A 26,921-nucleotide genomic window follows, 5' to 3' on the forward strand; every position below is an offset into this window, starting at 1 on the left:
AGTCTTAAAGTGTGAATGAGTTGAGACAATTAGTGAGAATACCGTAGCGCCAACCAAACCTATAGTGCATAAACGCACCATAGCTAAGCCCGTTAAATCCGGCATTGGGATTATTTTCAAATTTTAAAATGGCGGGTATTTCAGGCTTTTTGGGCTGGTAGGCATCAAAGGTCACTAAAGCGGCAAAAAAAGAAAAAAAGCCAAAGGCATGAATCTTTGATTTAGGGCGTTAAGTCTTGCTGCGGCGGTGCCGGGAGAAAGTCCTTCAACTTTCGGACGGGAGCGTCCCTGCAAGACTTAGGAGGAGCCAAGTTAAATTTTTTAAAGGAGAAAGTCAAGGAATTTAACATGGCTACGGTGGCTTGTTTTCTTTTTTTGCGGCAATAGAGAGACCAATGATTGGATGTCTTTTTTGGCCAGCCTGAGCCTGCCGCCCCTGGCAACGTTGTCGATCACCCAATCAACAGCTTTGCCAGTGGCTAAATCCGCCATTTAGAATTAAATTTAAGAGGAGAAAATAACCCAACGCTCAGCTTTGTTTTTCCCTTGAAATTCCCTTCATTGAGTACTCAAAAAAGGAAAAACAAAGCACGGATAACTACCCGAAGAAGGCATCAATCCTCACTAAACCGACAGGACGCCTCCTTCCAACGTATGTTACGGGAAATAAGGAATCATAAAAGAAGAATATTTTTTTATAGTTTATAGTAACTTTTAAGTTACATTTACTGTTGAAAATATAGCAGATGGAGAAAATTAGAGAAATCATCGCTTACAAAAACTACTTTGAAGATTTCTTGAAGGAGCAACCCGTTAAGGTGCAGGACAAGATTTTCAAGATTTTGGAAGCGATAGAAACACTTGAGCGAGTGCCTCAAAATTATCTGAAGCACTTAGCAGGTACGGACGGCCTATATGAGGCAAGGGTGCAGCTCGGTTCTAACATCTGGCGAGTGTTCTGCTTCTTTGATGAAGGCAAATTGGTAATACTACTGAATGGATTTCAGAAAAAGACGCAAAAAACACCAAAGAAAGAAATTGACAAGGCACTACAATTAATGGCTGAATATTATGAAGGGAAAAAATAAACAAAAAGAAGTTAGTTCTTGGGCAGACATCAAAAACAGAGTGTACGGAGTTAAGGGAACAGAGAGACGCGATAACTTAGATAGGGAGTTCGAATCATTCAAGATAGGACTCGAATTAAAAAAGGCGCGTGAAGCAAGGCATCTTACCCAACAGGAATTAGGCGAAATCATTGATAAGAAAAGAACTTATATTTCAAGAGTTGAAAACGATGGGAGTAACCTTACGCTCAAAACCTTATTCGATATTGTTGAAAAAGGCTTGGGCGGAAAAGTAAAAATATCTATTGAGCTTTAAAAGAAGAATTACTACCCCGTAACCCTATACTGCATTAACTCTCGCTTCACTTCGAGCACATGCAGTACAAGCCGTTGGCAATAATTCTAAAGCATGGAAATTAAATTTTTCTCACACTCATTCATGAATGGCTAATGAAAAATGAAAGAATGAGTTCAAGTACATTCATGCAAGGTATGATGATTCCGCCTTTACTGATGGCATTTATCCTTTTTATAGGCTTTATCACTTTCGAACGGTCAAATTCAGATGATTCATTAAAATATATCTATATGTTAGGTGGTATAGAAGTATTAACACCTTTTATTTTAGTCACTCTTTACTTTAAATTAAGAGATGTTGAAAATGGAAAGGCTAAAGGGTATTTGTATTCCTCATACTTCTGGATACTGTCTTTACTGATGATGATTTGGTTCTTATTTATTTATAATTAATCATCCGAATCAGTAGAAGAATAATACTTGCCAACAAAGTTCAGCCTTTGTGCTCGGCTTCGCCTCGCCCATCGGCTGCACAATCACCGTTACCCACAATAGGAACTATTAAAAGTTTACACATAAGGAAACTTTTCTCTATCTTTGGAGGTATCTAAAGATAAGCACTAAATGCAACAAAAATTTGAAGTTGACTTGCTGGAGGAAGCTTTCAAGTATTTGGAATCGCTTGAACTGAAGCACCGGGAGAAAATACTTCAGAATATCCGGAGAGCCCAGTTCCACACCGACCCCAAGCTGTTCAAGAAGCTAACGAATGAAATCTGGGAGTTCAGGACTCTTTATGCCGGGCTGCAGTACAGATTTCTTGCCTTCTGGGATAAAACTGACAAGCAGGAAACACTTGTACTCGCTACGCATGGTTTCGTCAAGAAAACCAGCAAAGTAGACAAAAAGGAAATTGATAAGGCCGAACGTATTCGGGAAATCTATTTTAAAGAAAAGTAATCATGAAAAGATATTCATTAAGCGAAGCCGAGGATAAGCTTATCGGTGTAAAAGGAACGCCAGCGCGTGACAATTACGAGTTCGAGCTTAAGCTGGAACTGATTGGGGACATGATTCAGGCAGCAAGAAAAGAAAGAAACCTGACGCAGGAACAACTTGGGCAACTAGTGGGAGTGAAAAAAGCCCAAATATCCCGACTTGAGAATAATGCGACCAACGTAACAATAGATACCATTCTTAAAGTCTTCAATGCACTTGAAGCAAAGGTTAATTTCAAAGTTGAACTTCTCAACAGGCAAGTGAGAGTCGCCTAAAAGAACCAAAGTGGGTAACCCAGTGCAGCCTTAACCCTTGCTACGCTACGGGCTTCGGCTGCACTAATCCGTTAGGCTGCATTTCAAATAATAAAATTACAAAACTTTTTAGTGTTAAACTTAATACTTACTTTTGGCGTTAGTAACGCAATAAGTGAGCATGATTATATCTTTTGGGTCAAAGGAAACTGAAAAAATCTGGAATGGGGAAAGGGTAGCGAAGCTGCCTATGGAAATCCAGACGATTGGCAGACGTAAATTAAGAATGCTTAATAACTCTCAAGACATTGCTGACCTTCGCATTCCTCCCTCAAACAGATTAGAGAAGTTAGCTGGAAACTTGAAAGAGTTCTACAGTATCAGGATAAACAGCCAGTGGAGAATCATCTTCCAATGGAGTAATGGCCAAGCATCAGAAGTAGAAATTATAGATTACCACTAAGAAGAAAGAAATGGAACGATTACCCAATATTCATCCAGGAGAAATACTGCAGGAAGAGTTTCTTGTTCCTTTAAACATTACAGCCTACAGGCTTGCGAAGGACATTGGAATACCGCAAACCAGAGTGTCTGAGATTATCAAAGGGAACAGACGCATCACAGCAGATACAGCCTTAAGATTAAGTTACTACTTTGGCAACTCCCCTAAATTCTGGCTCGGGCTCCAAGACGACTACGACTTGGAAGAAGAAATGACAACAAAGCAAAAAGAGCTGGAAACGATAAAGCGCTTTGAGAAAAACGCAGCCTAACCAAGCACTGCTTAAACCTTCGCTACGCTTCAGGCTCATGCAGTACAAACCGTTTTGCGGCATATAAGTTATGAAAAGAAATAATTGATTCTTTCGTATCTTTGAAAGAAAATGCCAGAGTTAAGCAGGTTCTATGGAATCATAATATATATGTTTACCAAAGATCATAATCCACCCCATTTTCATGCAAAATATGGGGAATTTATTGGTGTTGTAAATATTAAAACTGGAGAATTGATAGAAGGCGAATTGCCTAGAAGAGCTTTGCGTTTGGTTCAGGATTGGACAGAATTACATAAAGAAGAATTAATTCTCAATTGGGATTCAGCTCAATCAGAAAACCCAGAATTTAAGCGTATAGAACCCTTATCCTAATGAATGATGATACACTTAATTAAAGAGATAGTTGGCGTTGAGCCTTTTAAAATAACGGTACGTTTCAACACAGGAGAAGTAAGGCTTATTAACTTAGCTGATAAGTTAAATGAATGGGCAACTAGTCCGCACTCAAAATTTGCTGAACTGAAAAATTACGAAGTATTCAAGCAAGTAAAACTTGATAGAGATTTTGAAACTTTGGTTTGGGAGAATGGTATTGATCTATGCCCCGATGTTCTGTATGAAATTAGTACAGAAATTAGCAAGAAAAACGTGGCATAACCCAGCACTGCTTAAACTCTCGCTTCGCTTTGAGCTTAGGCAGTACTAACCGTTAGGGTTTATTATAGTAATCAAATTGAAAAATAAGCTTCTGGTGCAGTCCAAGATTCAGAGCCAGTAGCAGGAGCCGCAGCGACAGCCAGCGATTGAATAAAATGGTTTCTGCTGCTCCAACCAACTTCCGCTTCACAGGCTGCCCGAGTGACGGATCAGCAGGTGTAATATAATTTACGCAGTCCGTGCAGATTGATTTAAATTGATAACAGTCCACGTTCAGCTGCCAGCGCGACACATCGATTCCCCACAGCATGTTAGCCTCAGCGGCTGCCGCTGCTTCAACTGTAGGGTCGTTATTGTCCGTGCCTTTTCAGGGCTCGTTGGCGAAGGCCTGCAGGCTGACAAGCAAAGCACACCGAAAGCACCTTCCGTGTTTTGTGATAGAGCGAAACATAAAACATAATGGCGGCTAAAAAAATACAAGAACTACGCAATAATAGACCGAAAATCAAACGCTAAAATCCATTTGCTGCTTTTAATTTTTGTAAGTCGGTAACGGGCGCGTTTCTTGTGCTGCAGAAGAAGCTGCAGGCGCTGTTAATTTTTTGAGTTGTTGCTGCCGCGGCTTCAGTATTTCGGAAATCAACTTATTTTAGAATCAGATTTTGCGTCCGTATAAAGAGGTGCTGCATGCCAGTAGCCAAACCAAAACCCCTGTCTACCCAAAGATGCCAGTCCGGAAATGTCATTTCACCGGGAGTGCCTTTTCACAGAAATGAAGCAATTGAATCCGTCTGTATCAGAGGAAAAAGGCTAAATTTTACTGGATTAGGTAATTTTTTCATAATCTTAACTAACATTTGGTATCATTTGTAGCGCATATTCCCTAACAAGTAGTAACTTATAGCGTTAAAAATGTAGGCCACACCAGCCTCTTCCCGTCAAACAATATTCTTCGTCTTCCTAATGTTAAACCCGGCAGATGAAGAGGTCACTTACTGTATAAAGCATGAAGTTAAACCAAGAAATGAAGCGCCTCTCCTGGCAGGCAGGAGTACTGACTTTTTCCCTCCTGATCATCACCTGCACCACGCAGAAAAGCACTCCCCCGCCGGAACAAGCGGACACAAAAGCAGCCTTTAATCCCACGCCAAGCCCCGCCTTTCTGTCGCCTGAAGAAAGCCTGAAAACATTCCAACTGCCCAAGGGCTATCGCCTGGAACTGGTGGCGAGTGAGCCGATGGTAGAGGAGCCAGTGGCCATCGCTTGGGACGGCAATGGCCGGATGTATGTGGCCGAAATGCTTACTTACATGCAGGATGCCAACGCTTCGGGCGAGCAGGAACCTCGCAGCCGGATTTCGCTTCTCGAAGACACCAACAACGACGGCAAAATGGACAAAAGCACCGTGTTCATCGACAACCTGCTGCTGCCCCGCATGATCCAGTGCGTAGGGGACGAGCTGCTGGTAAACGAAACTAACACGATCAACATCTGGAGCTACCGCGACACCAACAACGACGGCAAAGCCGACCAAAAGAAGCTCGTTTACGAAAATGCTGGTTATAGGGCAAACGGGGCCAACATGGAGCACCAGCGGAGCGGGCTGGACTGGAACCTGGACAACTGGATGTACATGACATATGAGACAATCCGCCTCCGGTACACCCAGGGCACCATGCGGGCCGACACCATCGTGAGCGGCTCCGGGGGCCAGTGGGGGCTCACCCACGACAACTACGGCCGCCTGTTCTACTCCAGGGCAGGGGCCGAGATACCCGCACAGGGCTTCCAGCTAAACCCTGTGTATGGTTCCCTCGATTTCCAGGATCAGTACAGCAAGGAATTTATGGCCGTATGGCCTATTATTGCCACCCCCGACGTACAAGGCGGCCGGTATCGGTTGCGGCCCGACAAGACCCTGAACCACTTTACGGGTGCCTGCGGCCAGTCTATCTACCGGGGCGATCGCCTGCCTGCCGACCTGGCGGGAGATTACCTGGTGTGTGAGCCGGTGGCCAGGGCTATCCGACGGGCTAAGGTTCTGAACGTAAACGGGAAGCGGGTGCTGGAAAATGCTTACCAGCAACAGGAGTTTATTGCCTCCTCCGACATGAACTTCCGCCCTGTTAACACTGCCACCGGTCCCGATGGCAATCTCTATGTGGTGGATATGCACCGGGGCATTATCCAACAGGGCAACTGGACCAGGCCAGGCAGTTTTCTGCGCCAGCAAATCGATAGCCTGGGGCTGGACAAGAACGTTGGCCGGGGCCGTATTTACCGGCTGGTGCACGAGGGCCACAAGCCAGGCCCAAAACCTGCCATGCTGCGCGAGAAGGGCACTCAACTGGTGCGTCACCTGGATCACCCCAATGGCTGGTGGCGGGATAACGCGCAAAAGGAACTGGTAGCCAGCGGGGATCAAACGGTGGTACCTGCCCTGAAAGCAATTGTAGCCGGGCAGCGTGCCTCACTGGCGAAGGATCCCAGCCACCTGGCCCGAATCCATGCTCTTTGGACCCTCGACGGGCTAGAAGCCATAGAGAAGGAGGTACTCCTCCGAGCCATGCAGGATGAGCACCCGCAGGTACGCCGTGCTGCCATCTGGATAAGTGAGTCCTTTCTGAAAAAAGGGGATTTGCAGCTGATAGAGGCGGTGAGCCAGTTGAAAGATGATGCCGATCCGGATGTGCGGGTGCAGGTGCTGTTGTCGCTGTATGGCAATAAAGCGGAGCAGGCGAAAGCGCTGGTGAAAAGGCTGGTAGAGGAGAATGCCACAAACGAAATGATAGGCGCTACCAAGACTGCTCTCGATAAAAACGAAGACGTGCGCACCTTCGGTAGCCGGCTGGGCCGGTTGGCCGCCACTGACCGTAATTCCATTCTAAACGGAGCCGTTACCTTTAAGTCGCTATGCGCCAGCTGCCACGGCGGAGACGGCAAAGGAATCGCGATTGGGGGGGCTTCTATGTCTGCTCCTCCCCTGGTAGGATCAAGACGGCTGACTTACCCGGAGACGAAAACAACGATCCGCATCCTGCTGCACGGATTGGCAGGACCGATAGATGGCAAAACATATTTGGGTGTAATGCCACCCATGGAGGCCAACAGCGATGAGTGGATTGCCAATGTCGCCAGCTACCTGCGTTATGAGTTTGGCAACAGGCTTCCCCAGGGAGCATCGCCTACCGTTAAGGCAGCTGAGGTCAGACAATTGCGGGAGACCCACGCCGGCCGTAAAAAAACCTGGACGCTGGAAGAACTGCAGCTGGTAAGCGCCGCTGAGAAAGCAGCTGAAGGTACTACAGGTCGGTAGAACCAGTGCGAAGGAGGAGGTCCTTTCTATTAATAGTCACAAAAGAAGAGACTGAAATGCACTATATCCTAAAATTAGAAAATAGTGTTATTGCGAATGGTTCGTAACAGGGAAAAACTTTCTCAACGAATATAAGCAGCAATTATAAATAAATTTTTCAGATAAATGCTCTTTACAGTTTTTGCTTCTGTCTCTGTAATTCATAATTGAGCAGAAGCAAAAACTTATTTATCTTCTGGACTAAGCTTAATTTAAATTTCCGAGAATCTAGCAGAATCTGCTTTGCACCATTCACAACAGACTTAGCTCAAGACTTTAGTGGTAGTTGCATAATTAAAAGAAAAATGTGCACGGAAGTTGGGAGCTCAGCAGCAGGAGCTTGGAGCAATGGAAAAAAAGGAGGTAACTTGAGCAAGAGAAAATCAAACCCTAACCCAGCACTACATAAACTCTCGCTCCGCTTCGAGCACATGCAGTACAAACCGTTGCCACAACACAAAAATGACCCTAAAAAACCACAAGGCTATCCTGATTTCCATGAGTGGCGTGCGCGTGCATAACACGAGGCTTATGGAGCTTGGACTGACGTTGCCTGGATTTGTGGAACGTAGCAATGTTATCGCAAGTCTGCCAAGTTTAGGATTACTTTCGATAGCGGCCTATACGCCTGCTAATTGGGAAATTGAGTACCTGGAGCTCGACCAGTTGCATGACGAGGAAATAAACCAGCTCATAGACCGGCAGCCCGACCTGGTTGCCTTCTCAGCCCTGACAGCAAGAATTAACGAAACCTACCTTCTATCGGCAAAATTCAGAAAGGCAGGAATTACCGTCGTTATCGGTGGACTGCATGCCTCCGCACTGCCTGAAGAAGCGATGTTACATGCCGACAGCGTGATACAGGGCGAAGGGGAGCTAATCTGGCCCGTGCTGCTACAGGACTTTGAAAACCGGAATTTAAAGCCGCTCTACAGTTCCCTGAAGGACAAAGCCTATGTGTGTAACCTGAATGAATACAAGACACCCCGGTACGACCTGCTTGATATTGCCCGCTATAACCGGCTGACCCTCCAGACAACAAGGGGCTGTCCGCTGAATTGCAGCTTTTGCGCAGCATCACGCACAATCAGTTCCTACAAGAAAAAGCCCATCCGGCAAATAGAAAAAGAACTTGATACACTGCATGAGATCTGGCCCAGGCCTTTTATTGAACTGGCAGACGATAACACCTTCGTTGACAAAAAATGGTCGAAAGACCTGCTGCGGCTTTTCAGGAAGTACAAAATGAAATGGTTTACCGAAACAGACATTTCCATTGCCTATGACGATGAACTGCTTCAGCTGCTAAAAGAATCGAATTGCGCGCAGGTGCTCATTGGCCTGGAAACAGCTACACAGGAGAGCCTGCACAAAATAGACAGAAACAACTGGAAGTACAGGCAGTTCGACAATTACTACAAAGCCATTGATAAAATTCAGTCCTACGGCATTTCGGTAAACGGCTGCTTCATTCTTGGCTTCGATACCGACACCACTGCCACTTTTGAGCGGACGGAGCAGTTCATTAAAAACAGCAACTTATCGGAAGTACAGATTACCATTTTGACACCGTTTCCGGGCACAGGTTTATACAGGCAGCTAAAGCAGGAAGGCCGGCTGATTTCCGAAAACTACTGGGAAAAATGCACCCTGTTCGACGTAACCTACAGGCCAAAGAACATGACGATGGAGGAGATGACGGAGGGATTTCAGAAGTTGATGCAGTCTATTTACAGCCCGGAAGAAGTTAAAAAGAGAAAACAAAAGTTCAGAGATTTAATCAAAAATAAGTATACATTGCCCTTATGAAAATTGCCAGGGACATTGTCAGGCTACTGACTTTTAAGATGACACGCGACGAGTTGTTGCAGCTCAATTACCAGCATTTAATCGTTGGTATAATCGGCACCTGGCTGGTGGGCATGGGACGGTACTGGGATGATCCGGGAGCGCATTTGCTCCAGCACCTTGGCCTTGGCTCCGTCATCTATATTTTTGGAATGGCACTCTTTATCTGGCTGGTGATAAAACCTTTCTTTGTTGAGAAGTGGTCGTATTTTACCGTTCTGACTTTTGTAAGCCTGACCTCATTTCCGGCAGCTTTTTATGCAATACCTGTAGAGCGTTTTTTCTCCGTGGATGTTGCCGCCAGTATAAATGCCTGGTTTTTAGCTATTGTAGCAGCCTGGCGACTGGCCCTGCTTTATTCCTTCCTGCGTAAGTTTACCCGATTGGGGCACCGGTATATCCTGGTCGGAACACTTTTACCGATTTGCGTTATTATCGTAACCCTCACGGCGCTGAACCTGGAAAGAGCTGTTTTCAATATTATGGGGGGGATCCGCGAAAATACAAGTAAGGATGCTGCCTATGGCGTACTTATCTTCCTGACATTTTTGTCTTCACTGGCTGCCATACCATTAGTGGTAGGCTATGCCGTTGGCGTTTATCATAGGTGGGAAATTGTAAAAAAGAAAAGATACACAAAGTCCTGACATGGTCCTCGTGCAGTTAATACTGTATTGGGGTGCAAAGGCTATGGTGGCAACTGCAGAAGATATTTCCATAGTAGATTGGCCAGGGGAGAAGGGAGGATGTAAACAACCGCAAACGCAGAGGCTACAGGGGCAAAACTCAGGAGCTTCTGGTAAGGAAAAGGTTAGAGATACAGGCAATAAAAAGAGGCTGTCCGAATGGGGCAGCCTCTTTTTATTGCCTGATGTTGGTTAAAATATACAACTTACACTAAGCTTGTTGCACCTATTTCCAGCCGCCACCTAATGCCTGGTAGATATGGACCATGGCATTCAGTTGCTCCATTTTCGTTTCAATCAGGTCGAACCTTGACTCCAGGGCATCCCGCTGCGTCAGCAGAACCTCCATGTAATCGGCCCTTGCCGAGTTGAACAGTTCATTCGAAATGCTAATGGACTGGGTAAGTGCCTGTACCTGCTGCGCTTTCAGATCATAACTTTTTTCCAGGTTATCAAGCTTTGCCAGCTGGTTGGCAACTTCTATGTACGCTTTCAGAACAGTACGTTCGTAATTGTATACCGCCTGAATCTGTTTGGCATTGGCACTAAAATAAATGGCTTTTATGGCATTCCGGTTGATTAAGGGTGCCGTTATGTCGCCAGCCAGCGAATACAGCAACGATTCAGGTGTTTTGAGCAGGTAAGACGGATTAAATGCCTGAAACCCTATGCCTGCCGTAATAGCCAATGACGGGTAAAAATTCGCCCGCGCTACCTGCACATCCAGTTTGGCTGCCGCCAGGTCCAGTTCAGCCTGCCTGATGTCCGGCCTGTTTTCCAGTAATTGGGCAGAAACTCCGGCATGAATGGGAGCTGGCGTTAAACTGCTGAAAGTCTCGGGATTCCGTTGGACATGCTGCGGGTACCTTCCCACCAGGAAGTTAATCCTGTTTTCGGTTTCTACTATTTGTTGCTGAATGTCGTACTGCAGGCTTTTGGTGCTGAGTACCTGTGCCTCGAACCGGCGTACGGCCAGTTCGTTTACCCGGGTAGCCTGCTTCTGCACCTTCACTATTTCCAGGGCATCATTCTGGATGTCGATGTTCTGCTTCACAATAGCCAGCTGGTTGTCGAGCGCCAGTAGTTCGTAGTACGAGCCAGCGATTTCGGCAACCAGGTTTGTCACCATAAAATTCTTCCCTTCCACAGAAGACAGGTACCGGGCTACGGCCGCCTTTTTGGCATTGCGCAGCTTATGCCAAATATCCACTTCCCAGGTGGCAAAAGCGCCTGCAAGAAAATCCGGCAGCGGCTCCGGCATTTCCCTGTCCTTGTCAATGTTGGTGGTGGCTTCCATAGCCCCGATGTTGGTGTATCGCGGCACTTTATCAAGACCGGCGGCTCCCTTCAGGCCGACAAAGGGTAAGTACTCACCTTTCCTGGCCCGCACTTCGTTTCTGGATATCTGGATTTCCTGTAGCGTGATGTTCAGTTCCTGGTTATTTTTCAGGGCTGTATCAATCAGGGCCGCCAGGTTTGGGTCCGTGAAATAATCCTTCCACTGCACCTGGGCGGTATTGGTGGTATCCTGCGCGTTGCTAAAACCTGCAGGTAGGGCAGCGTTCACTGATTTTTCTGGTACTGCCGGAACCTTGCAGGCCGTAAAGCCAAAAGACATGCCGATAGCTCCCAAGCCAATATATATTATTCTTCTAAGCATTGTACTCAACTTTTTCGGTTAAAAGTTTTACATCTTCATTGTCTCTGTTCCCCATTCCCTCGGATAAAGGACTTTCATGTTCATCGTTTATCAGGTGACGGCCATCAGCCAGGTGGGCAAAAATGTAATAGAGCCCGGGCACGATGATGACACCGAAAATGGTACCGAACAGCATACCGCCAAGAGACGCAGCACCAATAGTGCGGTTACCGATGGCGCCTGCCCCCGTAGCAATAATTAACGGTATCAGGCCGGCAATAAAGGCAAATGAGGTCATCAGGATAGGGCGGAAACGTACTTTGGCTCCTTCTATGGCGGCATCGAAAATGGAGGCTCCTTCCTGGCGTTTCTGCACGGCAAACTCCACGATCAGCACCGCGTTTTTGCCTAACAGACCCACCAGCATGATGAGGCCGATCTGGGCATAAATGTTGTTTTCGAGCCCCATCAGCTTAAGCAGCATAAACGAACCGAATACCCCCACCGGCAGCGAAAACACTACCGCCATCGGAATAATAAAACTCTCGTACTGGGCCGCCAGCACCAGGTACACAAACAGTACCACGATAATGAACACGTACAGCGCCTCGTTCCCCCTGCTGGCTTCGTCGTAGGAGAGGCCTTCCCAGGCGATGTCGTAGCCTTGTGGCAAGGTCTCACGGGCAACTTCACGTACGGCCTCGATGGCTTCTGCAGTCGTGTATCCTTTGGCTGGAAGGCCTTGGATGGCTGCTGAATTGTACATGTTGAACCGGGTAACTTCGTTAGGTCCCTGCGTTTTCTTAAGTTTCATAAACGCCGAGTAAGGCACCATTTCGCCTTCTTCATTTTTGACGAACAGCTTCATCACATCGGAGGGCAGCCTTCTGAACTGGGGGTCGGATTGTACATACACCTTGAAGAACTGACCAAATTTAATGAACCCTTGCTCGTAGGTACTGCCAATTAAAATATTGAGGTTTTCCATGGCGGTCTCGATGGATACTCCTTTTTGCATGGCCAGTTTGTTGTCAATCTCTAACTCGAACTGCGGATAATTGGCGGCGAAAAAGGTAAACAAGCCGGTTAGTTCTTTTCGCTTTTTCAAATTATCCATGAATTCCTGGTTGATCTTATCAAACTCGTGGTAATCGGTGTCGGTCGTTTTATCGAGCAGGCGCATCGAGAAACCACCTGAAGAACCAAAGCCTGGGATAGCTGGTGGTTCGAAGAACTCGACAATAGCCCCCAGGCCCTGCGACTTCTCTTCCAGTTCTTCCATGATTTCTTTTACGGTATGGTCGCGGTCCGACCAGGGTTTCAGATTGATGAGGCAGGTACCGGCATTGGAACCCCGGCCTTCAGTCATGATTTCGTAACCTGCCAGCGATGACACGGATTCCACGCCTTCAATTTCTTCACATATTTTCTGAAGTTTCTGCGATACCTGGTTCGTTTTTTCGAGGGTAGAACCCGGAGGAGTCTGGATGATGGCGTAAATTGTGCCCTGGTCTTCGTTCGGAATAAAGCCTGCCGGCAGCACCTGGTTTTCGTAGAAAATACCTGCACCGAAGGCCAGCAATACCCCGAATGTAAGCCATCTTCTGCTGACGATGGATCTGAGCAAGCCAACATACTTTCCTGTCAGTTTATCAAACCCCCGGTTAAAGCTATCGAGCGATCTGGTGAGGATGTTTTTCTTCCGTTCCTGCCCATGATGGTTCTTCAGCAACATGGCGCAGAGTACCGGGGTGAGGGTAAGGGCTACCAAGGCCGAAATCACAATGGAGCTGGCCATGGTAATGGAGAACTGGCGGTAAAAAGTACCTACCGGTCCCGACATGAACGAGATAGGCAGGAACACCGAAACCATTACAGCCGTGATGGCGATAATCGCCCCACTGATTTCCCCGAGCACTTTCTGCACAGCCCTGTAAGGCGTTAGGTGCGGCTCTTCCTCCATTTTGGCATGTACGGCTTCCACTACCACAATGGCATCATCCACCACGATACCAATGGCCAGCACCAGTGCAAAGAGCGTTACCAGGTTGATGGAAAGCCCGAAGAGCTGGATGGCAAAAAATGCCCCCACCAACGATACCGGAACTGCCAGGATAGGTATAAGGGTAGAACGCCAGTCGCCCAGGAAGATAAACACTACAATGGCAACGAGTATAAATGCATCGCGCAGCGTATGAATCACCTGCTCGATGGAGGCATCCAGGAATTGGGAAACGTCGTAGCTGATTTTATAATCCATGCCCGGCGGAAAGGTGGTTTTCATTTCTTCAAGCTTGGTTTTTACCTCTTCGATTACCTCGCTGGCATTACTGCCATAGTTCTGCTTTAGCACAATAGCTGCCGAAGGGTGACCGTCCAGGTTGGAATAAATATCAAAGAATTCGCTTCCCAGTTCTACAGTGGCGATATCCTTCAGGTGGATGCTTTCACCTTCTGCATTGGCCCGGATAATAATGCCTTCGTACTCTTCCGGTTTGTTGTACCTGCCTTTGTAGGTGAGCACATATTCCAGCGACTGGGCGGCTATACCGGAACTCTGTCCCAACCTGCCCGGGCGGCCGATAATACTTTGCTCCCCTAAGGCCTTCATCACTTCTTCCACAGAAATGTTGTAGGCCCGCATGCGGTCCGGGTTCAGCCAGATGCGCATGGCATATCTCCGGCTACCCAGAATTTGCGCCCGCGCTACCCCCTTGGTCCTCTGTATTTCCGGAATCATCTTGACGGTAGCGTAGTTGAACAGGAATTTTTCGTCCATGCGCTCATTCTTGGAGTACAGGTTGACGTACATGAGCATACTGGGCTGGATAGGTGTAATTACAACTCCTTCTCGCTGCACCAGCTCCGGCAGGAGCGGCATCACCTGGTCTACCCGCGTTTTCACCCGGACAACCGCATCGTTGGGGTCGGTGCCCGGTTCAAAAATAATGCGGAGCGTAGCCTCGCCGGCACTGGTGGCATCCGTAGCAATATAGCGCATGCCTTCCACGCCGTTGATAGCCTGTTCCAGGGTAATCAGCGTAGACTTTACCAGTACATCGGCACTGGAACCGGGATAGGCGATGAAAATATTAACGGTGGTAGGAGCAATTTCCGGGAACTGGGATATAGGCAGCTTCTTGATAGCCAGCGTGCCTACAAAAACAATCATAACCGATATTACAATAGCGAATACGGGCCTATGTATGAATTTACTAAACATATTATTTGCTTTTAGGATACGGGGTTATTCTGCATACAAGTCCAGCTGCGACAGGACCGTTTTGGGCTCCAGGAATTTGTAGTGGATTTTTTCGTTTGCCCGCACCAGTCGTAAGCCTTCCAGCAGGACTTTATCATTTTCGGTCAGCCCGGCCTGGACAACATAAATGTGGGGCATTTCCGCTCCGATGGTTATTTCCCTTGTTTTTAACACATTGTCTTTGTCCACCACATACACATACTTTTTGTCCAGTACTTCAAAAGTAGCTTTCTGAGGGAGCAGCAGTGCGTTCTTCAGCGGAATACTCATCCGGATGTTACCTGTTTCGCCATGCCGCAGCAGCCCGTCCGGGTTAGGGAAGGTTGCCCGGAAAGGGATGTTGCCGGTCTCGTTGTTGAAGTCGGCCTCAATGGTTTCAACCACTCCCGGGTGCTCGAACAGCTTGTTGTTGGCCATTAACAGGTTAACTTTTACCGGGGTATCTTTTTTGGCGCTGGTTTTATAATCCAGGTATTCCGCTTCCGGCACATTGTAATAGACCCACATGTTGCTGTTGTCGGACAGGTTTGTCAGGAGCTCTCCCTCTTCTACCAGGCTTCCCGGCCGTACATGGAAGCGGTCGATGATGCCATCAAAAGGAGCCCTGATCTGGGTAAACTGCAGGTGCACTTTGGCTAAGGCTGCTTCGGCTTTTGCTTTATCCAATTTTGCCTTGGCCATGGCCAGCTCGTTTGGAGCCACAATGTTTCTGTCTGCCAGTGACTTGGTGTTCTGGTATTCTATTGCAGCGTAATTGGCTTCCGCCTGCGCACTTTGCAGTTCGGCTTCGTAGAGGTTAGGCATAATCTGGAAGAGCAGCTGTCCTTTTTTCACGAACTGGCCTTCGTCTACAAAAATTTTTTCCAGGTAGCCTCTTTCCTGCGCTCTGAGTTCTATGTGGCGAATAGAGTGGATCTGACTGACGTAATCCTCGGTAATGGTCGTATCCATTTTTACCGGGCTGGTAACCAAAAAAGTGGTTTCGTGCTCCTTGTGTTCTTCTTCTTTGGAGGATGTACAGCTTGCATGGCACAACAAGGCAAACACTCCCATAAACATGAGAATTTTCTTCATGATACTTCAGGTTTTAAAATAAAGAGGTATTGATTGTGATTATATAATGAGGAGGTAAAAACAACAGACGTGCGTAGCCGCTCTAGCTGCTTGCTACAGGACGCAGAGTTTTAAAAAATAAGAAAGAAGAGGATCAGGCAAACAAGGCGTTGCCTGCCTGGGGTACTAAAATCATATCCGGAACACCTGGAGTAGGATATGCCACCGATAGGATGTAAGGTGAGAAAAATGCTTATAGAACCGGAAGCCCTGGCTAAGGTAGCGGAACAGAATCCCGGAGATGAAGGCATAGATAACAGCAGTCAGGAATTTACTGTTCTCTAAAAACTTTTTAAAGGATAGTAGTTTATCTTCCTCCGCCTCAATTTCGGCGGCATCTATCCGGTGATTTCTCTTTTCCGAATAGGAGGAAGTACTGAAAGATATGTTCCGGTCTTGTTCAGTTTCCTGGCTGGCATAGGCAGACTCGCTCAGACTGCTGGCAGGAGAACCGGAAATAGCTTGTTGGGAGGAATAGGCAGAAAGATGACTGTATCCGCTTAAGAGCAGAAAACATAACGTTAGAAGATATTTAACAATAACTTTCATCATCTGGACCGCAAAGCTACTTGATATTATTGACACAAGCAACAGTGTGCGGTAAAAGTGCAGAATTAATTTTAGTGTGCTTACCGGTGCGAGGGTGTAAGTTCAGTTTTATCGTTCACCTTTTGCTGCGCCGCTGGCTGCTGCGCTGGTCCCCGAACATAATTTTCAAATCAGGAAAAGCTTTATATGACCTGAAATTTTCAAAAACCTCTCATTTACTTATTCGTAGTGAACCCTATTGGTTTTTGGTATTCTGTAGAATAAATTTTGCTAAATGAAGATAATGGTCTGGAAAGTACTTTTGCTCGTGTCGTGCATTGCTTGGGGGGTTCCATTACGGGCTCAGGACAACCGGCTCAAAGGGGTAGTCGTGGACGGAATGAATAATCCGCTTGCAGGAGCAGAAGTTGAAACTACAGGAAAAGGAAAAACCCTGACCAACGAAAGCGGCGAGTTTTCGGTAGCATGTACCGGTACCGCAGAAATAAAAGTTTCCTATGTAGGCTACCAAACCGTTACTCAGAAAATTGCCTGTACCGGCATAGCTAACATTACACTTTTCCCCGTTGCCCGTAACCTGAACGAAGTAGAAGTTACGGCAACGTCAAGCCCGGGCAAATCGCAACTGGAGCAACCGTTTTCTATCGTCAGGCTGAGAGAAGCCGAGCTGAAGCGGGCAACAGGTTTGTTTCTTGATGATGCCATTAACACAAACGTTCCGGGCGTGCTGATGGAGAGAAGAACGGTTTCCGGTGGTCAGCAGTTGAACATCAGGGGGTACGGGAACGGCATCGGAATTCGCGGGATTAACAGCAACTTCGATTCACAGGGACTTAAAATGTACCTGAATGGTATTCCGGTTACTGACGCCGAAGGCATTACCGTTATGGACGATATCGACTTCGGTTCTATCAGTAGTGTCGAAATAAGCAAAGGTCCTTCCGGAGCACTTCATGGCCTGGCTATTGCCGGGGTGGTGCACTTACAAACGCAGCAAGCAGCAAAAGCTAAAACCTCGGTAGGGCAGGAGTTTATGGCCGGCAGCTACGGCCTTTTTCGTTCCACCACACGAGTAGCTATCGGTGGGGAGAATTCGTCTTTGCTGGTGAACTATGGCAGGCAGAAATTTGCTGGGTTTATGCCCCATACGGCTTCTCACAAAGATTTTGTTAATGTGGTGGGGGATTTTAACCTGAACGATAAACAGCAGGTAACGTCTTATTTTGGCTTCAGCGACAGCTATGACGAACGAAATGGCGAATTAACCAAGACGCAGTTTGAAAATTTTGATTACTCGGGCAATGCCCGGTACATCAAAAACAATGCTCATTCTGCCGTCCGGACTTTCAGGGGAGGAATTAGCCACCGCTATTCATTTACGAAGGGAATTTCCAATACGACATCATTCTTCGGTTCCTCTCAAAATATGGACAATAGTTCTGCCGGTGGCTGGACAGACAAACTGCCCTTAAACTATGGCTTGAGGTCCAGTTTCGATAGTCAGTTCAGGCTTTCCGAAAGTACCACATTGTCGGGAATTACGGGTATCGAAATGCAGAAGATGAACGGACTGACCATCGGTTATGGGATGGCTGCCGACAGTACGAACCTGAGCGGTTATAATGTTATTACCAGCACCAGGAGCAACCAGAAAACCGCTAACTCCACCGCTTCTTATTTTACCCAATGGACGTTAGGCTTACCCAAAGGCTTTAGCGTAACTGCCAGGGTTGGGGTAAGTAACATGGTTATCCGGTTAGAGGATCAGTTGTGGGCACTCGCAAACAATCATCCTGCTAACCAGAACAGGAAAGTGTATTCAGCAAGTTACAAGAACCTTGTTGCACCTGCTTTTGCCGTTAATAAGACGATCAGCCAGGCAGCTTCGGTCTATGCTTCTTATTCAGTTGGTTACAAAGCGCCTGTCAGTTCAAATGTCTTGATTGCCACAACAGGACAGTTGAATACGGGGCTGAAACCTGAAAAAGGAACACAGCTTGAAATAGGAACAAAGGGAAGTTTGTTGAGTAACCGGTTATTTTATACCGTTGCCCTGTTCAATGCCAGGTTCAAGGAAAAGTTTACCACGATAGCAGTTCAGGATCCTGAGCAAACGGCCACTCTTTATACCTACGTTGCGAATGGAGGAGATTTAGTTAACAAAGGCGCAGAACTGCTGGCGAAGTATACTATCATTGATTCTAAATATAAAGCTCTCAGCCTGGTACGGGTATTTGCAAACCTCACGTATTCTGATTTCAAATACAATAATTTCCGTTTTCAGCGCATTGGAAAAAGTGTCAGTAACGCAGACAGTACCATAACGGAAGATTATTCAGGTAAAGCAGTAGCTGGTGTCGCCCCCTGGGTATACAATGTTGGTCTGGATATAGACACCAAACCTGGTTTGTACGGCAATGTTACCTACAATTACAGGAGTGAAATGTTTTACACGTCCGATGGCTTAAATCAGACCAACCCCTTCTGCCTTGTAAATGCTAAGTTAGGCTTCCGGAAAACTATTCATCATGTTGGTGTTGAGGCATATGCAGGCGCCAATAACATTACCGGATCGCAGTATTATTATATGGTGTTTGTAAACCAGCTGCCGGATGCTTACATCCCTTCGCCAACCGAAATAAACTATTTTGGTGGAGTGAACCTGAAGTACATTTTTTAGCGATAGCCTTCAACTGCTGTCCCGGTTAACGGACGCTACATGCCTTTCTGCATCAGGTGGCTTAAATCGCCGGCCCTGAACCAGCGGTAGCCGTAGGCGTCGAGGGTGATGCGGTGCACGCCTTTTTCATTGGCCGTACTCTCATAGTTTACCATCAGGTCCACCAGTTTTATATCTTTTCCCTGCTTCAGGTCGAGGGATATCTCCTGGGCTTTTTCTGCGAAGTTGTGCAGCACCACCAGGTTGCTACCCTGCCAGCTGTAGCACATGGCTAAAACATTCGGGTGTCCGATGTCCAGGATCTGCCATTTTCCCCAGCCAATTTCGGTGCATTCCTGGCGCAGGCGGATCATGTCGGTCATCCAGTTGAGCAGGGAATTCGGGTCGCGGCGCTGGTTTTCTACGTTAACATGCTGGTAAGCATAAGGCCCTTCCGAAATAACGGGGTGTACCAGCTTGTCAGCTTTTGAGAAGCCGGCCTGGTGGTCGGCGGACCATTGCATGGGGGTGCGCACTGCGTCGCGCTCCTTCAGGCTCAGGTCGTCGCCCATGCCTATTTCGTCGCCGTAGCGGATAACGGGGGTGCCGGGTAATGAAAACATCAGGCTGTAGGCCAGCTCAATGTGCTGCCGGTTGCCCAGCATGGTAGACAGCCGCCGCCGGATGCCCCGTTCATACAGCTGCATGTGTTTCTCGGGTCCAAAACGGGCAAATACTTTCTCGCGTTGCTCGTCGGTCAGGCGGCCCAGGTCCAGCTCGTCGTGGTTGCGCAGAAAGTGCGCCCATTGCGTGGTGTGGTGCTCGTTGCGGGTGGCTTCCAGTGCCTTGACCAGGGGCTCCACATCGGAGGTGGCCAGGGCGTAAAACAGGTACTGGTTCACGTAAAAGTTAAACATCAGGTGAATACCGTCTCCCTCTTGCCCGAAGTATTTCTGCGTATCCTCGGGTAACACGTTGGCTTCTCCGAGCAGTACGGCATCGCCACGGCGCCACTGTACGAAGCGTCGCATCTCGCGCAGGTAGTCGAAACGAATTTTAGCTCCAACTTTCCCCGGACCCTGGGTTTCGAGGATAAAAGGAACGGCATCTACCCGGAATCCTGCCACGCCCAGTTCCAGCCAGAACCCCATGATACGCTCGATCTCTTCCCGGACTTCCTTGTTATCGATGTTCAGGTCGGGCTGAAAATCGTAAAAGCGGTGGAAGTAATAGGCTTTTGCTTTGTTGTCGTAGGTCCAGGTAGAAGGCTGCACACCCGGAAACACCATGCCTTCGTCCCAGTCTTCGGGTTTTTTCTCGGACCACACGTACCAGTTGCGGTGCAGGGAATCTTTGCTGCTGCGGGCATTCTGGAACCAGAAATGCTCGTTGGAAGTATGGTTCACCACCAGGTCGATGATGACTTTAATGCCCCGCTTATTGGCCTGGTGCATAAACTCGACGAAGTTACCGGTGGAGCCATGGCGCTGGTCCACGCCATAGTAATCGCTGATATCGTAGCCGTTATCTTTATTCGGGGTAGGCTGGAAAGGCGCGAGCCAGACGGTGTCTACGCCCATGGCGTGGAGGTAGTCGAGGCGGCGGGCCAGGCCTTCAAAATCGCCGGTGCCGTCGCCGTTCAGGTCCATAAAGGTTTCCAGGTCGAGGCTGTAGATAATTGCGTTCTTGTACCAGAGATCTTCTATCATGCGTAACAGCTGTCAGGTTGTAAAAGGAAATCGTATTTGGCTTTTACGGGTGTGGCTGTTGCAACAGCTATTTTTAGGCAGGAAATATTTCAGTTTTCTTATGCACTCCGGGAAAGCCAACAAAATCAATAAGGAAGCAGCTGCAGCGGGAGTGGTGGCAGGTGCAGTAAACTTTTTTTGTCTGAACTGTGATTTTTGTGATTTAAATGATGAACATGAAAGGTATTCTGGTGCAAGTTTAGCTGGAGGATTTTCAGCTTAGCACGCTTTCATCTTAAAGTAGCCGAATAAAAAAATCATAACAATCACTTAAATCACAAAAATCACTGTTCAGACAAAAATCTACACCTGTACCGCAATCTTCAGCACCACTTTCCGCACTTCCGTTTCCGAAGCCATGGGCGCATGCACATCGTTTGGGAAGAAGATGGTGAAGTAACCGGCTTCCACGTTAAACCAGCTGGTGGCTTTGTCGGCGTAGAACATTACATCCCGCTCCTCGGTATAGGGTTCAGACGGGTCGCTGCATTTCTCGATGTCTTCCCAGCCCATGTGGTCGGTGCCGGAAACGATGTACTGGATGTCGATGTACCTGCGGTGCGATTCCATTTTGGCCTCTTCCTGCGGCACACCGGTGCCTTCCGAAATAATGGCAAACAGGTCCATGCCCTGCAGCTCGTACTTTCCTACATCCATTGCATCCAGTTCGTTGTCGTGCAGAAACTGGAACGCTTTTTTAAACAAAGGGTGCATCGAGTAGTAACGCGCTGCATTGTTCAGATTATCTAAAACCATGACGTTTGTTTTTGATGTTTAATAATTGACTTTGATGAAAACCGGAGGAGCCGGTATAGCCCGTGCAGCCAAAACAGCCATTACGTAAGCGGCTCATTTTACCGTAGCTGTAAATTTTTGCAGCGGCAGCGAACAAAACCTATGCTCCTGCATGTTATAAAAAGTTAAATAAAGGCTTAATTTTACAGAAATTTAAACGATTACCTTGATATATCCAGAGAATTTTGAAATAAAGATTGGCTTTGCCCAGGTGCGCGAAATGCTGTCGGACCTGTGCCTGAGCCCGCTGGGGCGCCAGTTCGTGCACCGGATGCAGTTCCTGACCCGCCACGACCTGATCCTGCGATTATTACAGCAAACAGACGAATTTAAACAACTGCTGGAGTCGGATGCCGAAATTCCGCTGCAGCATTATTTTGACGTAACGGCTCACCTTGACCGGGCAGCTATTGTGGGCGCTTTCCTGGAAGTGTCGGCAATTTACGAGATCAAGATGTCGCTGCGCACCATCCGCGGCTCCCTGAAATTTATTTCGGGCACGGAAGAAGGCAAGTTCGAAGCCCTCAAAGCACTGGGTGCCAACGTAACGGTAGAGCGCTCGCTCATCGCGGCATTAGACAAAGTGGTAGACGATGCCGGTGCCGTGCGCGACGATGCCACCCCGGAATTGCAGCGCCTCAAGCGTGACCTCATCCATCAGCAGAGCATCCTGCGCAAGCAGATCCAGTCCATCCTGAAGCACGCCAAAAACGAAGGCTGGACACCCGGCGATGCCGAACCAACCATCCGTGGCGGCCGCCTGGTAATTCCGGTTATTGCCGAGCACAAGCGCCGCGTAAAAGGACTGATTCACGATGAATCGAATACGGGGCAGACGGTGTACATCGAGCCGGAGTCTATCTTCGAACTTAATAACGACATCAAGGACCTGGAGAATGCCTACCACCGCGAGCTGATCCGCATCCTGGTGGGGCTCACGAACACGCTGCGCAATTTTATCCCGGAGCTGCGGAAGGCGTACCAGTACCTGGGCCTGCTCGATTTTATCCGGGCAAAGGCAGCTTTCGCGCGTCGTGTGGAAGGGGAGAAGCCCGAGCTGTATAAGTACCCGCACATCAACTGGAAGCAGGCCTTTCACCCCTTGCTTTACCTCTCGCACAGGCAGCTGGGCCGCCTGACGGTGCCCATGAGCCTGACACTGAACCGGGACCAGCGCATCCTGCTTATATCCGGACCAAACGCCGGCGGTAAATCGGTGAGCCTGAAAACAGTGGGACTGGTGCAATACATGTTGCAGTGCGGCATGCTGATCCCGGTGGAAGACGGTTCGGAAGCAGGCGTGTTCCAGGACATCTTCATCGACATCGGTGATGAGCAATCCATCGAAAACGACCTGAGTACCTACAGCTCCCACCTCACCAACATGAAAAAGTTCGTGACGGTGGCCGACAAAAACAGCCTGGTGCTAATCGACGAATTTGGTACGGGTACAGAGCCTGTGTTGGGTGGCGCCATCGCCGAGGCCGTGCTGCAGAACCTGAACGACAGCAAGGTGTTTGGCGTGATCACGACCCACTACACCAACCTGAAAAATTACGCCGAGAAAACGCCGGGCATCATTAACGGGGCCATGCGCTACGATCATAAACACCTGCAGCCGCTTTACCAGTTGGAGATCGGCAAGCCGGGTTCGTCGTTTGCCATCGAGATTGCCCGCAAGATCGGGCTGCCCAAGCACATCGTCGACAAAGCGAGCAGCCTGGTAGGGAAAGACAAAATCCGCTACGACCGCCTGCTCGAAGAGCTGGAGAGCGAAAAGCTGGAGCTGGAAACCAAGCTGCGCGAAGTGGCCACGCAGGAGCGTAAGCTGAAGTCGTCGGTAAAAGAATACACCGACCTGAAGAATTACCTCGACGAAAGCAAGCAGGACATCATGCGCGAAGCCAAAGGCAAAGCCAAACTCTTGCTCAAAGATGCAAACCAGAAAATAGAAGCCACCATTCAGCAGATTAAGCAAAACCAGGCCGAGAAGGAAGCAACCAAAGAGGCGCGCAAAGAGCTGGAGACATTTTCGGCCAAGGTGCGGGAGGAGGAGCCACGGCCAGCCTTCAAACGCAGTGCCGGCGGCAAAGCCCTGAAAGAAGGCGACAACGTGTCGCTGATCGGGCAGGATTCTTATGGCCAGATCGTGGGCATTAAAGGCAAAACAGCTGAAGTGATGTTCGGCGGCCTGAAGACGCTGGTGAAGGTAGACAACCTGGAAAAAGTAGAAGGGCAGCTGCCCAACCTGAACAAAAAAGCGAAGGCAGAGTCAGGCTACAGCCGCGGCCTCGACATCACCCGCCGCATGGCCGACTTCAACAGCACGCTCGACATCCGGGGCGAATACGCCGAAGACGCCCTAACCAAAGTGATGAACTTCACGGACGAAGCCATCATGCTGGGGATCCCGGAGATCAAGATCATCCACGGACGCGGCAATGGTATCCTGCGCCAGATCGTGCGCGACTACCTGTATTCCGTTAGAGAAGTTGCCAGCTTGGGCAGCGAAGCGGAGGAGCGAGGCGGCGACGGCGCAACGTTGGCTGTGCTGAAGTAGAACAGGGAGTTAGAGAGTTTGGGAGTTAGAAAGTTTAGGAGTTAGAAAGGTAGAAAGGTAGAAAGGTAGAATTTGTAGGGGGTTAAAAATATTCAACCCTCTAAGAGAGAGGTAGTTATTTTGTAGGGGTTGCAAATCTTCAACCCTTTTACAGAGAGAGATAAAATGAAGTTGTTTGTGCAGGAGAGGCGGTGCCTGCGTCTCCTGCACGCCTCACAAACAAACACAATCCTGTTATTCCTTAAATCTTCTTCATCATGTGCAGACAAAAAATCCGTGCCATCCTTGAATCTGTTTAATCCGTGATTCAGACAAAAAACACAGAAATCATTTTAATCACCGAAAATCAGCGGTTCAGACAACAGCAGCGGCAATGGTGGCAGGTGCAGCAAATAAAAATGACTAAAAATATTCTGCAGCACCTGCCACCACAGCCGCTGCTCCTCTAAACTTATTGCCGGAACAGTCGCATCCAGACTTTGGCATCTTTGGCGCTGACCAATACGACCACATTTTCGCTTTCCTGCACATAATAATAGCCTTGTGCATCCACCCATTGTTCCCTGGTAGCCGTAACAATCGGTACATACGCTTCGGGAACGGGAGGGATGTTTTGAAACAGCTCTTCTAAATTACCATTAAACGTGAAAATAATCCTGCCATCGTTTGTAACCCTTGAGGTAGCGGTGGGGCCATAATCCAGGGAGGGTGAATTGGTGGCGGGATCTACCAAAACAAAACCTAGCAAATCAAACGAATTTCGGTAAAAATTAGGCCAGTAAACTAAAAAGAACATATTCGGGATGGAGAATACGTTGAAAAGGTCATCGTCATCAGCTGTTTCGAAGCCGCCTGTTGCCCAGTAACTCTGCCCTTCGGGACTCAACAACAGGCTCCTGGCTCCCGCTGCATTTACTACTGCCGGGCTGTTCGCCTCACGGATGCTGCCTGCCGTATTATTTGAAGAAAAACTGATGCTGTTGGTGCCGGCGTTGTACTGGACATTGTTCAGTTCAGTTATCGTGATGCCGTTGGCGGTGAGCGGTTCTACCAGCGTAATGCCAGTTGGCGTAAAAAAGTAATTGGTTGTATACTGCTTCAGCGCATTGTCTTCGCCGTAGCTAAAGGTAATGCTTCTTCTGCGGGTATCCACCGAAAGGTCAAATGCATTACCACCTATGGTGAGCCGCTTGAAGTAGGTTTTGAGCTGGTTCATGTTCTCGAAAACCTGTGCGGTAGCGGCAATGCTCGGAATGAAATTCGCTGCTTCATCGGCTGTGGCCCTTGTCAGGACAAGCCTGCTGTCGCGGAAATTACCGCGTAGCGTAATGGTTTCCGGCGTTACCGATTCAAAAGAATATTCGAAATCCGAATCCAGGCCAACGCCCCGGTCGCCTCCGCTGATGGTTTCGTCGGGGTCGGTGAGGATGTGCAGGTAGTTATAGGTGTCAAATATCAGGGTGGGGCGCTGCATGGTTTTCAGTCGGTACGTGCTTTCTTTTGGCGTTACCGATGCCGCGTTTATATCCGCGGACATGACCACTTTATTATCTTCCTGGAACCGGAACAGGAAACTGTAGGCCCCGCCGCTGCCCGGGTACAGCACCGCCTTCCAGCCATGCTCTGCGCTCACCAACTGCTGCTTATATTCGCTTAATGCCTGGTTCAGCCGCTCGCCCGGTCTTTCCCCGGGTGCAGGGTCATCGTCGTCCTTGCATCCTGAAAAAAAGGAAATCAGCAGCAGACTAAAAAATAAGATCTTTTTCATGCTCATAACGTGCCGGTTAATCTGGAACCAGTGTCTTATAGTGTATTGATTGCGGTCTGTGTCCGGGCCTGTAAACTGTAGAAGTCAATGTTCCAGGTCTCTTTAAAATATCGTACCACCAGCTGCTCTTTTTCCCGGAAATCTTCCCGGGCTTCGGCAGGCTGACTGTTGACGATGGCATCAAATCCTGCTTTTCCCTCGATCAGCATGATCGACACCATTTCTACAAAGTCTTCGTTGGGGCTGCTCCGGGCGTACTCGGTAATAAACCCCCTGGACCGGGCATCTGCCAGCGAGAAATCGTTCCAGCTGGCGGTATATCCGGTGGAAATGTTCTGGAAAGCCTGCGGATACATTACCGTCTGGTGCAGGATGTGCGCAAATTCGTGGTGAATGGTATGCAGCATCTGCCGCACCTCTTCCTTGTCTGATTTCGAAAACTGGTTGATGACAAACAGCAGGATCTTTCGCCCGCCTTCTGCTGTTCCGAGCGTAATGGTGCCGTTGTCGTTATAGGAGGCGCTGCCTATCAGCACGAACTGTTTCGGCGAGAGCCGTTTGATAAAGGTAGAACCACCCTCGGCTTCATAGGGATCGATCCAGGTGTGCTTGATGGCCTCCATTACCGGTATCACCTTGTCTTCCATTACCGGGGCCAGCACCCGGTCGAGCGGCACCTCGTAGCGGTCGAACCTGTATTTTACTTCGATGTTGTACGGAACCACAAAGTTTTCATACAGCCAGTTGTCGAGGGCGCTTTTCTCCCAGTTATCGCCCGTAAAGTCGATGCCGGAAATATCCGGTTCGTCCTCCTCAGAGCAGGAAAAGGCGAGGGTAGCGGTAAGGAACAGCAACAGGAGTTTATAGATTTTATGTGCCATGATCTTTT

23 protein-coding genes are annotated in these 26,921 nt (G+C 48.3%); 14 read left to right on the top strand and 9 right to left on the bottom strand.

The annotated features are described in order from the left end of the window. Positions 1-321: 321 nt before the first annotated feature. On the bottom strand, positions 322-492 hold the full coding sequence (locus DCW36_RS22530; protein WP_164891062.1) for a hypothetical protein: 171 nt from the start codon (positions 490-492) through the stop codon (positions 322-324). A 254-nt stretch (positions 493-746) separates the two neighbouring features. Between DCW36_RS22530 and DCW36_RS07780 the strand changes: the two genes are divergently transcribed. The 11 genes from DCW36_RS07780 (at position 747) to DCW36_RS07830 (ending at position 9,900) form a co-directional block, all read left to right on the top strand. After that, the gene (locus DCW36_RS07780; RefSeq protein WP_114783229.1) at positions 747-1,088 is read left to right on the top strand and encodes a type II toxin-antitoxin system RelE/ParE family toxin; all 342 of its coding nucleotides are present in this window, start codon (positions 747-749) and stop codon (positions 1,086-1,088) included. Next, on the top strand, positions 1,072-1,383 hold the full coding sequence (locus DCW36_RS07785; protein ID WP_114783230.1) for a helix-turn-helix domain-containing protein: 312 nt from the start codon (positions 1,072-1,074) through the stop codon (positions 1,381-1,383). The genes DCW36_RS07780 and DCW36_RS07785 overlap by 17 nt, the downstream gene beginning before the upstream one ends. A gap of 605 nt (positions 1,384-1,988) precedes the next feature. After that, the gene (locus DCW36_RS07790; RefSeq protein WP_114783231.1) at positions 1,989-2,324 is read left to right on the top strand and encodes a type II toxin-antitoxin system RelE/ParE family toxin; all 336 of its coding nucleotides are present in this window, start codon (positions 1,989-1,991) and stop codon (positions 2,322-2,324) included. A 2-nt stretch (positions 2,325-2,326) separates the two neighbouring features. After that, positions 2,327-2,638, top strand: a complete 312-nt coding sequence (locus DCW36_RS07795) for a helix-turn-helix domain-containing protein (protein ID WP_114783232.1) — start codon at positions 2,327-2,329, stop codon at positions 2,636-2,638. A 160-nt stretch (positions 2,639-2,798) separates the two neighbouring features. Further along, positions 2,799-3,080 carry a type II toxin-antitoxin system RelE/ParE family toxin gene (locus DCW36_RS07800; protein WP_114783233.1) on the top strand — a complete coding sequence of 94 codons (282 nt, stop codon included), beginning with the start codon at positions 2,799-2,801 and terminating at the stop codon, positions 3,078-3,080. A gap of 10 nt (positions 3,081-3,090) precedes the next feature. Next, positions 3,091-3,390, top strand: coding sequence for a HigA family addiction module antitoxin (locus DCW36_RS07805; protein WP_114783234.1), 300 nt, complete (start codon positions 3,091-3,093; stop codon positions 3,388-3,390). 111 nt (positions 3,391-3,501) lie between these two features. Then, the gene (locus DCW36_RS07810) at positions 3,502-3,765 is read left to right on the top strand and encodes a DUF4160 domain-containing protein (RefSeq protein ID WP_114783235.1); all 264 of its coding nucleotides are present in this window, start codon (positions 3,502-3,504) and stop codon (positions 3,763-3,765) included. A gap of 3 nt (positions 3,766-3,768) precedes the next feature. After that, entirely contained in the window at positions 3,769-4,050 is a 282-nt protein-coding gene (locus DCW36_RS07815; protein WP_114783236.1) for a DUF2442 domain-containing protein, read from the top strand. A gap of 1,006 nt (positions 4,051-5,056) precedes the next feature. Further along, positions 5,057-7,366, top strand: coding sequence for a PVC-type heme-binding CxxCH protein (locus DCW36_RS07820; protein ID WP_240676094.1), 2,310 nt, complete (start codon positions 5,057-5,059; stop codon positions 7,364-7,366). 501 nt (positions 7,367-7,867) lie between these two features. Further along, on the top strand, positions 7,868-9,214 hold the full coding sequence (locus tag DCW36_RS07825; protein ID WP_114783238.1) for a B12-binding domain-containing radical SAM protein: 1,347 nt from the start codon (positions 7,868-7,870) through the stop codon (positions 9,212-9,214). Continuing rightward, positions 9,211-9,900, top strand: a complete 690-nt coding sequence (locus DCW36_RS07830) for a hypothetical protein (protein ID WP_114783239.1) — start codon at positions 9,211-9,213, stop codon at positions 9,898-9,900. The genes DCW36_RS07825 and DCW36_RS07830 overlap by 4 nt, the downstream gene beginning before the upstream one ends. A 265-nt stretch (positions 9,901-10,165) precedes the next feature. Here the strand turns inward: DCW36_RS07830 and DCW36_RS07835 are convergent, their stop codons facing one another. The 4 genes from DCW36_RS07835 to DCW36_RS07850 all read right to left on the bottom strand — a co-directional run bounded on the left by DCW36_RS07835 (position 10,166) and on the right by DCW36_RS07850 (position 16,505). After that, complete coding sequence (locus DCW36_RS07835; protein WP_114783241.1) at positions 10,166-11,599, bottom strand: TolC family protein; 1,434 nt, start codon at positions 11,597-11,599, stop codon at positions 10,166-10,168. Further along, positions 11,592-14,801: an efflux RND transporter permease subunit gene (locus DCW36_RS07840; protein ID WP_114783242.1), complete on the bottom strand. Its 3,210-nt coding sequence runs from the start codon at positions 14,799-14,801 to the stop codon at positions 11,592-11,594. The genes DCW36_RS07835 and DCW36_RS07840 overlap by 8 nt, the downstream gene beginning before the upstream one ends. A 24-nt stretch (positions 14,802-14,825) precedes the next feature. After that, positions 14,826-15,914, bottom strand: coding sequence for an efflux RND transporter periplasmic adaptor subunit (locus DCW36_RS07845; protein WP_114783243.1), 1,089 nt, complete (start codon positions 15,912-15,914; stop codon positions 14,826-14,828). Between the two features lie 171 nt (positions 15,915-16,085). Beyond that, complete coding sequence (locus DCW36_RS07850) at positions 16,086-16,505, bottom strand: hypothetical protein (protein ID WP_125185464.1); 420 nt, start codon at positions 16,503-16,505, stop codon at positions 16,086-16,088. Between the two features lie 271 nt (positions 16,506-16,776). Between DCW36_RS07850 and DCW36_RS07855 the strand changes: the two genes are divergently transcribed. Next, positions 16,777-19,182, top strand: a complete 2,406-nt coding sequence (locus DCW36_RS07855) for a TonB-dependent receptor (protein ID WP_114783245.1) — start codon at positions 16,777-16,779, stop codon at positions 19,180-19,182. A 35-nt stretch (positions 19,183-19,217) separates the two neighbouring features. Here DCW36_RS07855 and DCW36_RS07860 read toward each other — a convergent pair whose 3' ends face one another. Further along, positions 19,218-20,870 carry an alpha-amylase family protein gene (locus DCW36_RS07860; RefSeq protein ID WP_114783246.1) on the bottom strand — a complete coding sequence of 551 codons (1,653 nt, stop codon included), beginning with the start codon at positions 20,868-20,870 and terminating at the stop codon, positions 19,218-19,220. On the opposite strand from DCW36_RS07860, the gene DCW36_RS07865 reads away from it, so the two are divergent. After that, positions 20,869-21,132, top strand: coding sequence for a hypothetical protein (locus DCW36_RS07865; protein ID WP_125185465.1), 264 nt, complete (start codon positions 20,869-20,871; stop codon positions 21,130-21,132). The two genes, DCW36_RS07860 and DCW36_RS07865, sit on opposite strands and share 2 nt — an antisense overlap. A gap of 80 nt (positions 21,133-21,212) precedes the next feature. On the opposite strand, the gene DCW36_RS07870 is transcribed toward DCW36_RS07865, so the two are convergent. Then, the gene (locus tag DCW36_RS07870; protein WP_114783247.1) at positions 21,213-21,665 is read right to left on the bottom strand and encodes a YhcH/YjgK/YiaL family protein; all 453 of its coding nucleotides are present in this window, start codon (positions 21,663-21,665) and stop codon (positions 21,213-21,215) included. Positions 21,666-21,870: 205 nt separating this feature from the next. Between DCW36_RS07870 and DCW36_RS07875 the strand changes: the two genes are divergently transcribed. After that, positions 21,871-24,264, top strand: a complete 2,394-nt coding sequence (locus DCW36_RS07875; protein ID WP_114783248.1) for an endonuclease MutS2 — start codon at positions 21,871-21,873, stop codon at positions 24,262-24,264. 451 nt (positions 24,265-24,715) lie between these two features. Here DCW36_RS07875 and DCW36_RS07880 read toward each other — a convergent pair whose 3' ends face one another. Then, positions 24,716-26,032: a DUF4302 domain-containing protein gene (locus tag DCW36_RS07880; RefSeq protein ID WP_164891063.1), complete on the bottom strand. Its 1,317-nt coding sequence runs from the start codon at positions 26,030-26,032 to the stop codon at positions 24,716-24,718. Positions 26,033-26,067: 35 nt separating this feature from the next. Continuing rightward, positions 26,068-26,913, bottom strand: a complete 846-nt coding sequence (locus tag DCW36_RS07885; protein ID WP_114783250.1) for a zinc-binding metallopeptidase — start codon at positions 26,911-26,913, stop codon at positions 26,068-26,070. Positions 26,914-26,921 lie beyond the last annotated feature (8 nt).

The organism is Botryobacter ruber (genome assembly GCF_003347595.2).
In the GTDB taxonomy this organism is placed as follows: Bacteria; Bacteroidota; Bacteroidia; order Cytophagales; family Hymenobacteraceae; genus Pontibacter; species Pontibacter ruber_A.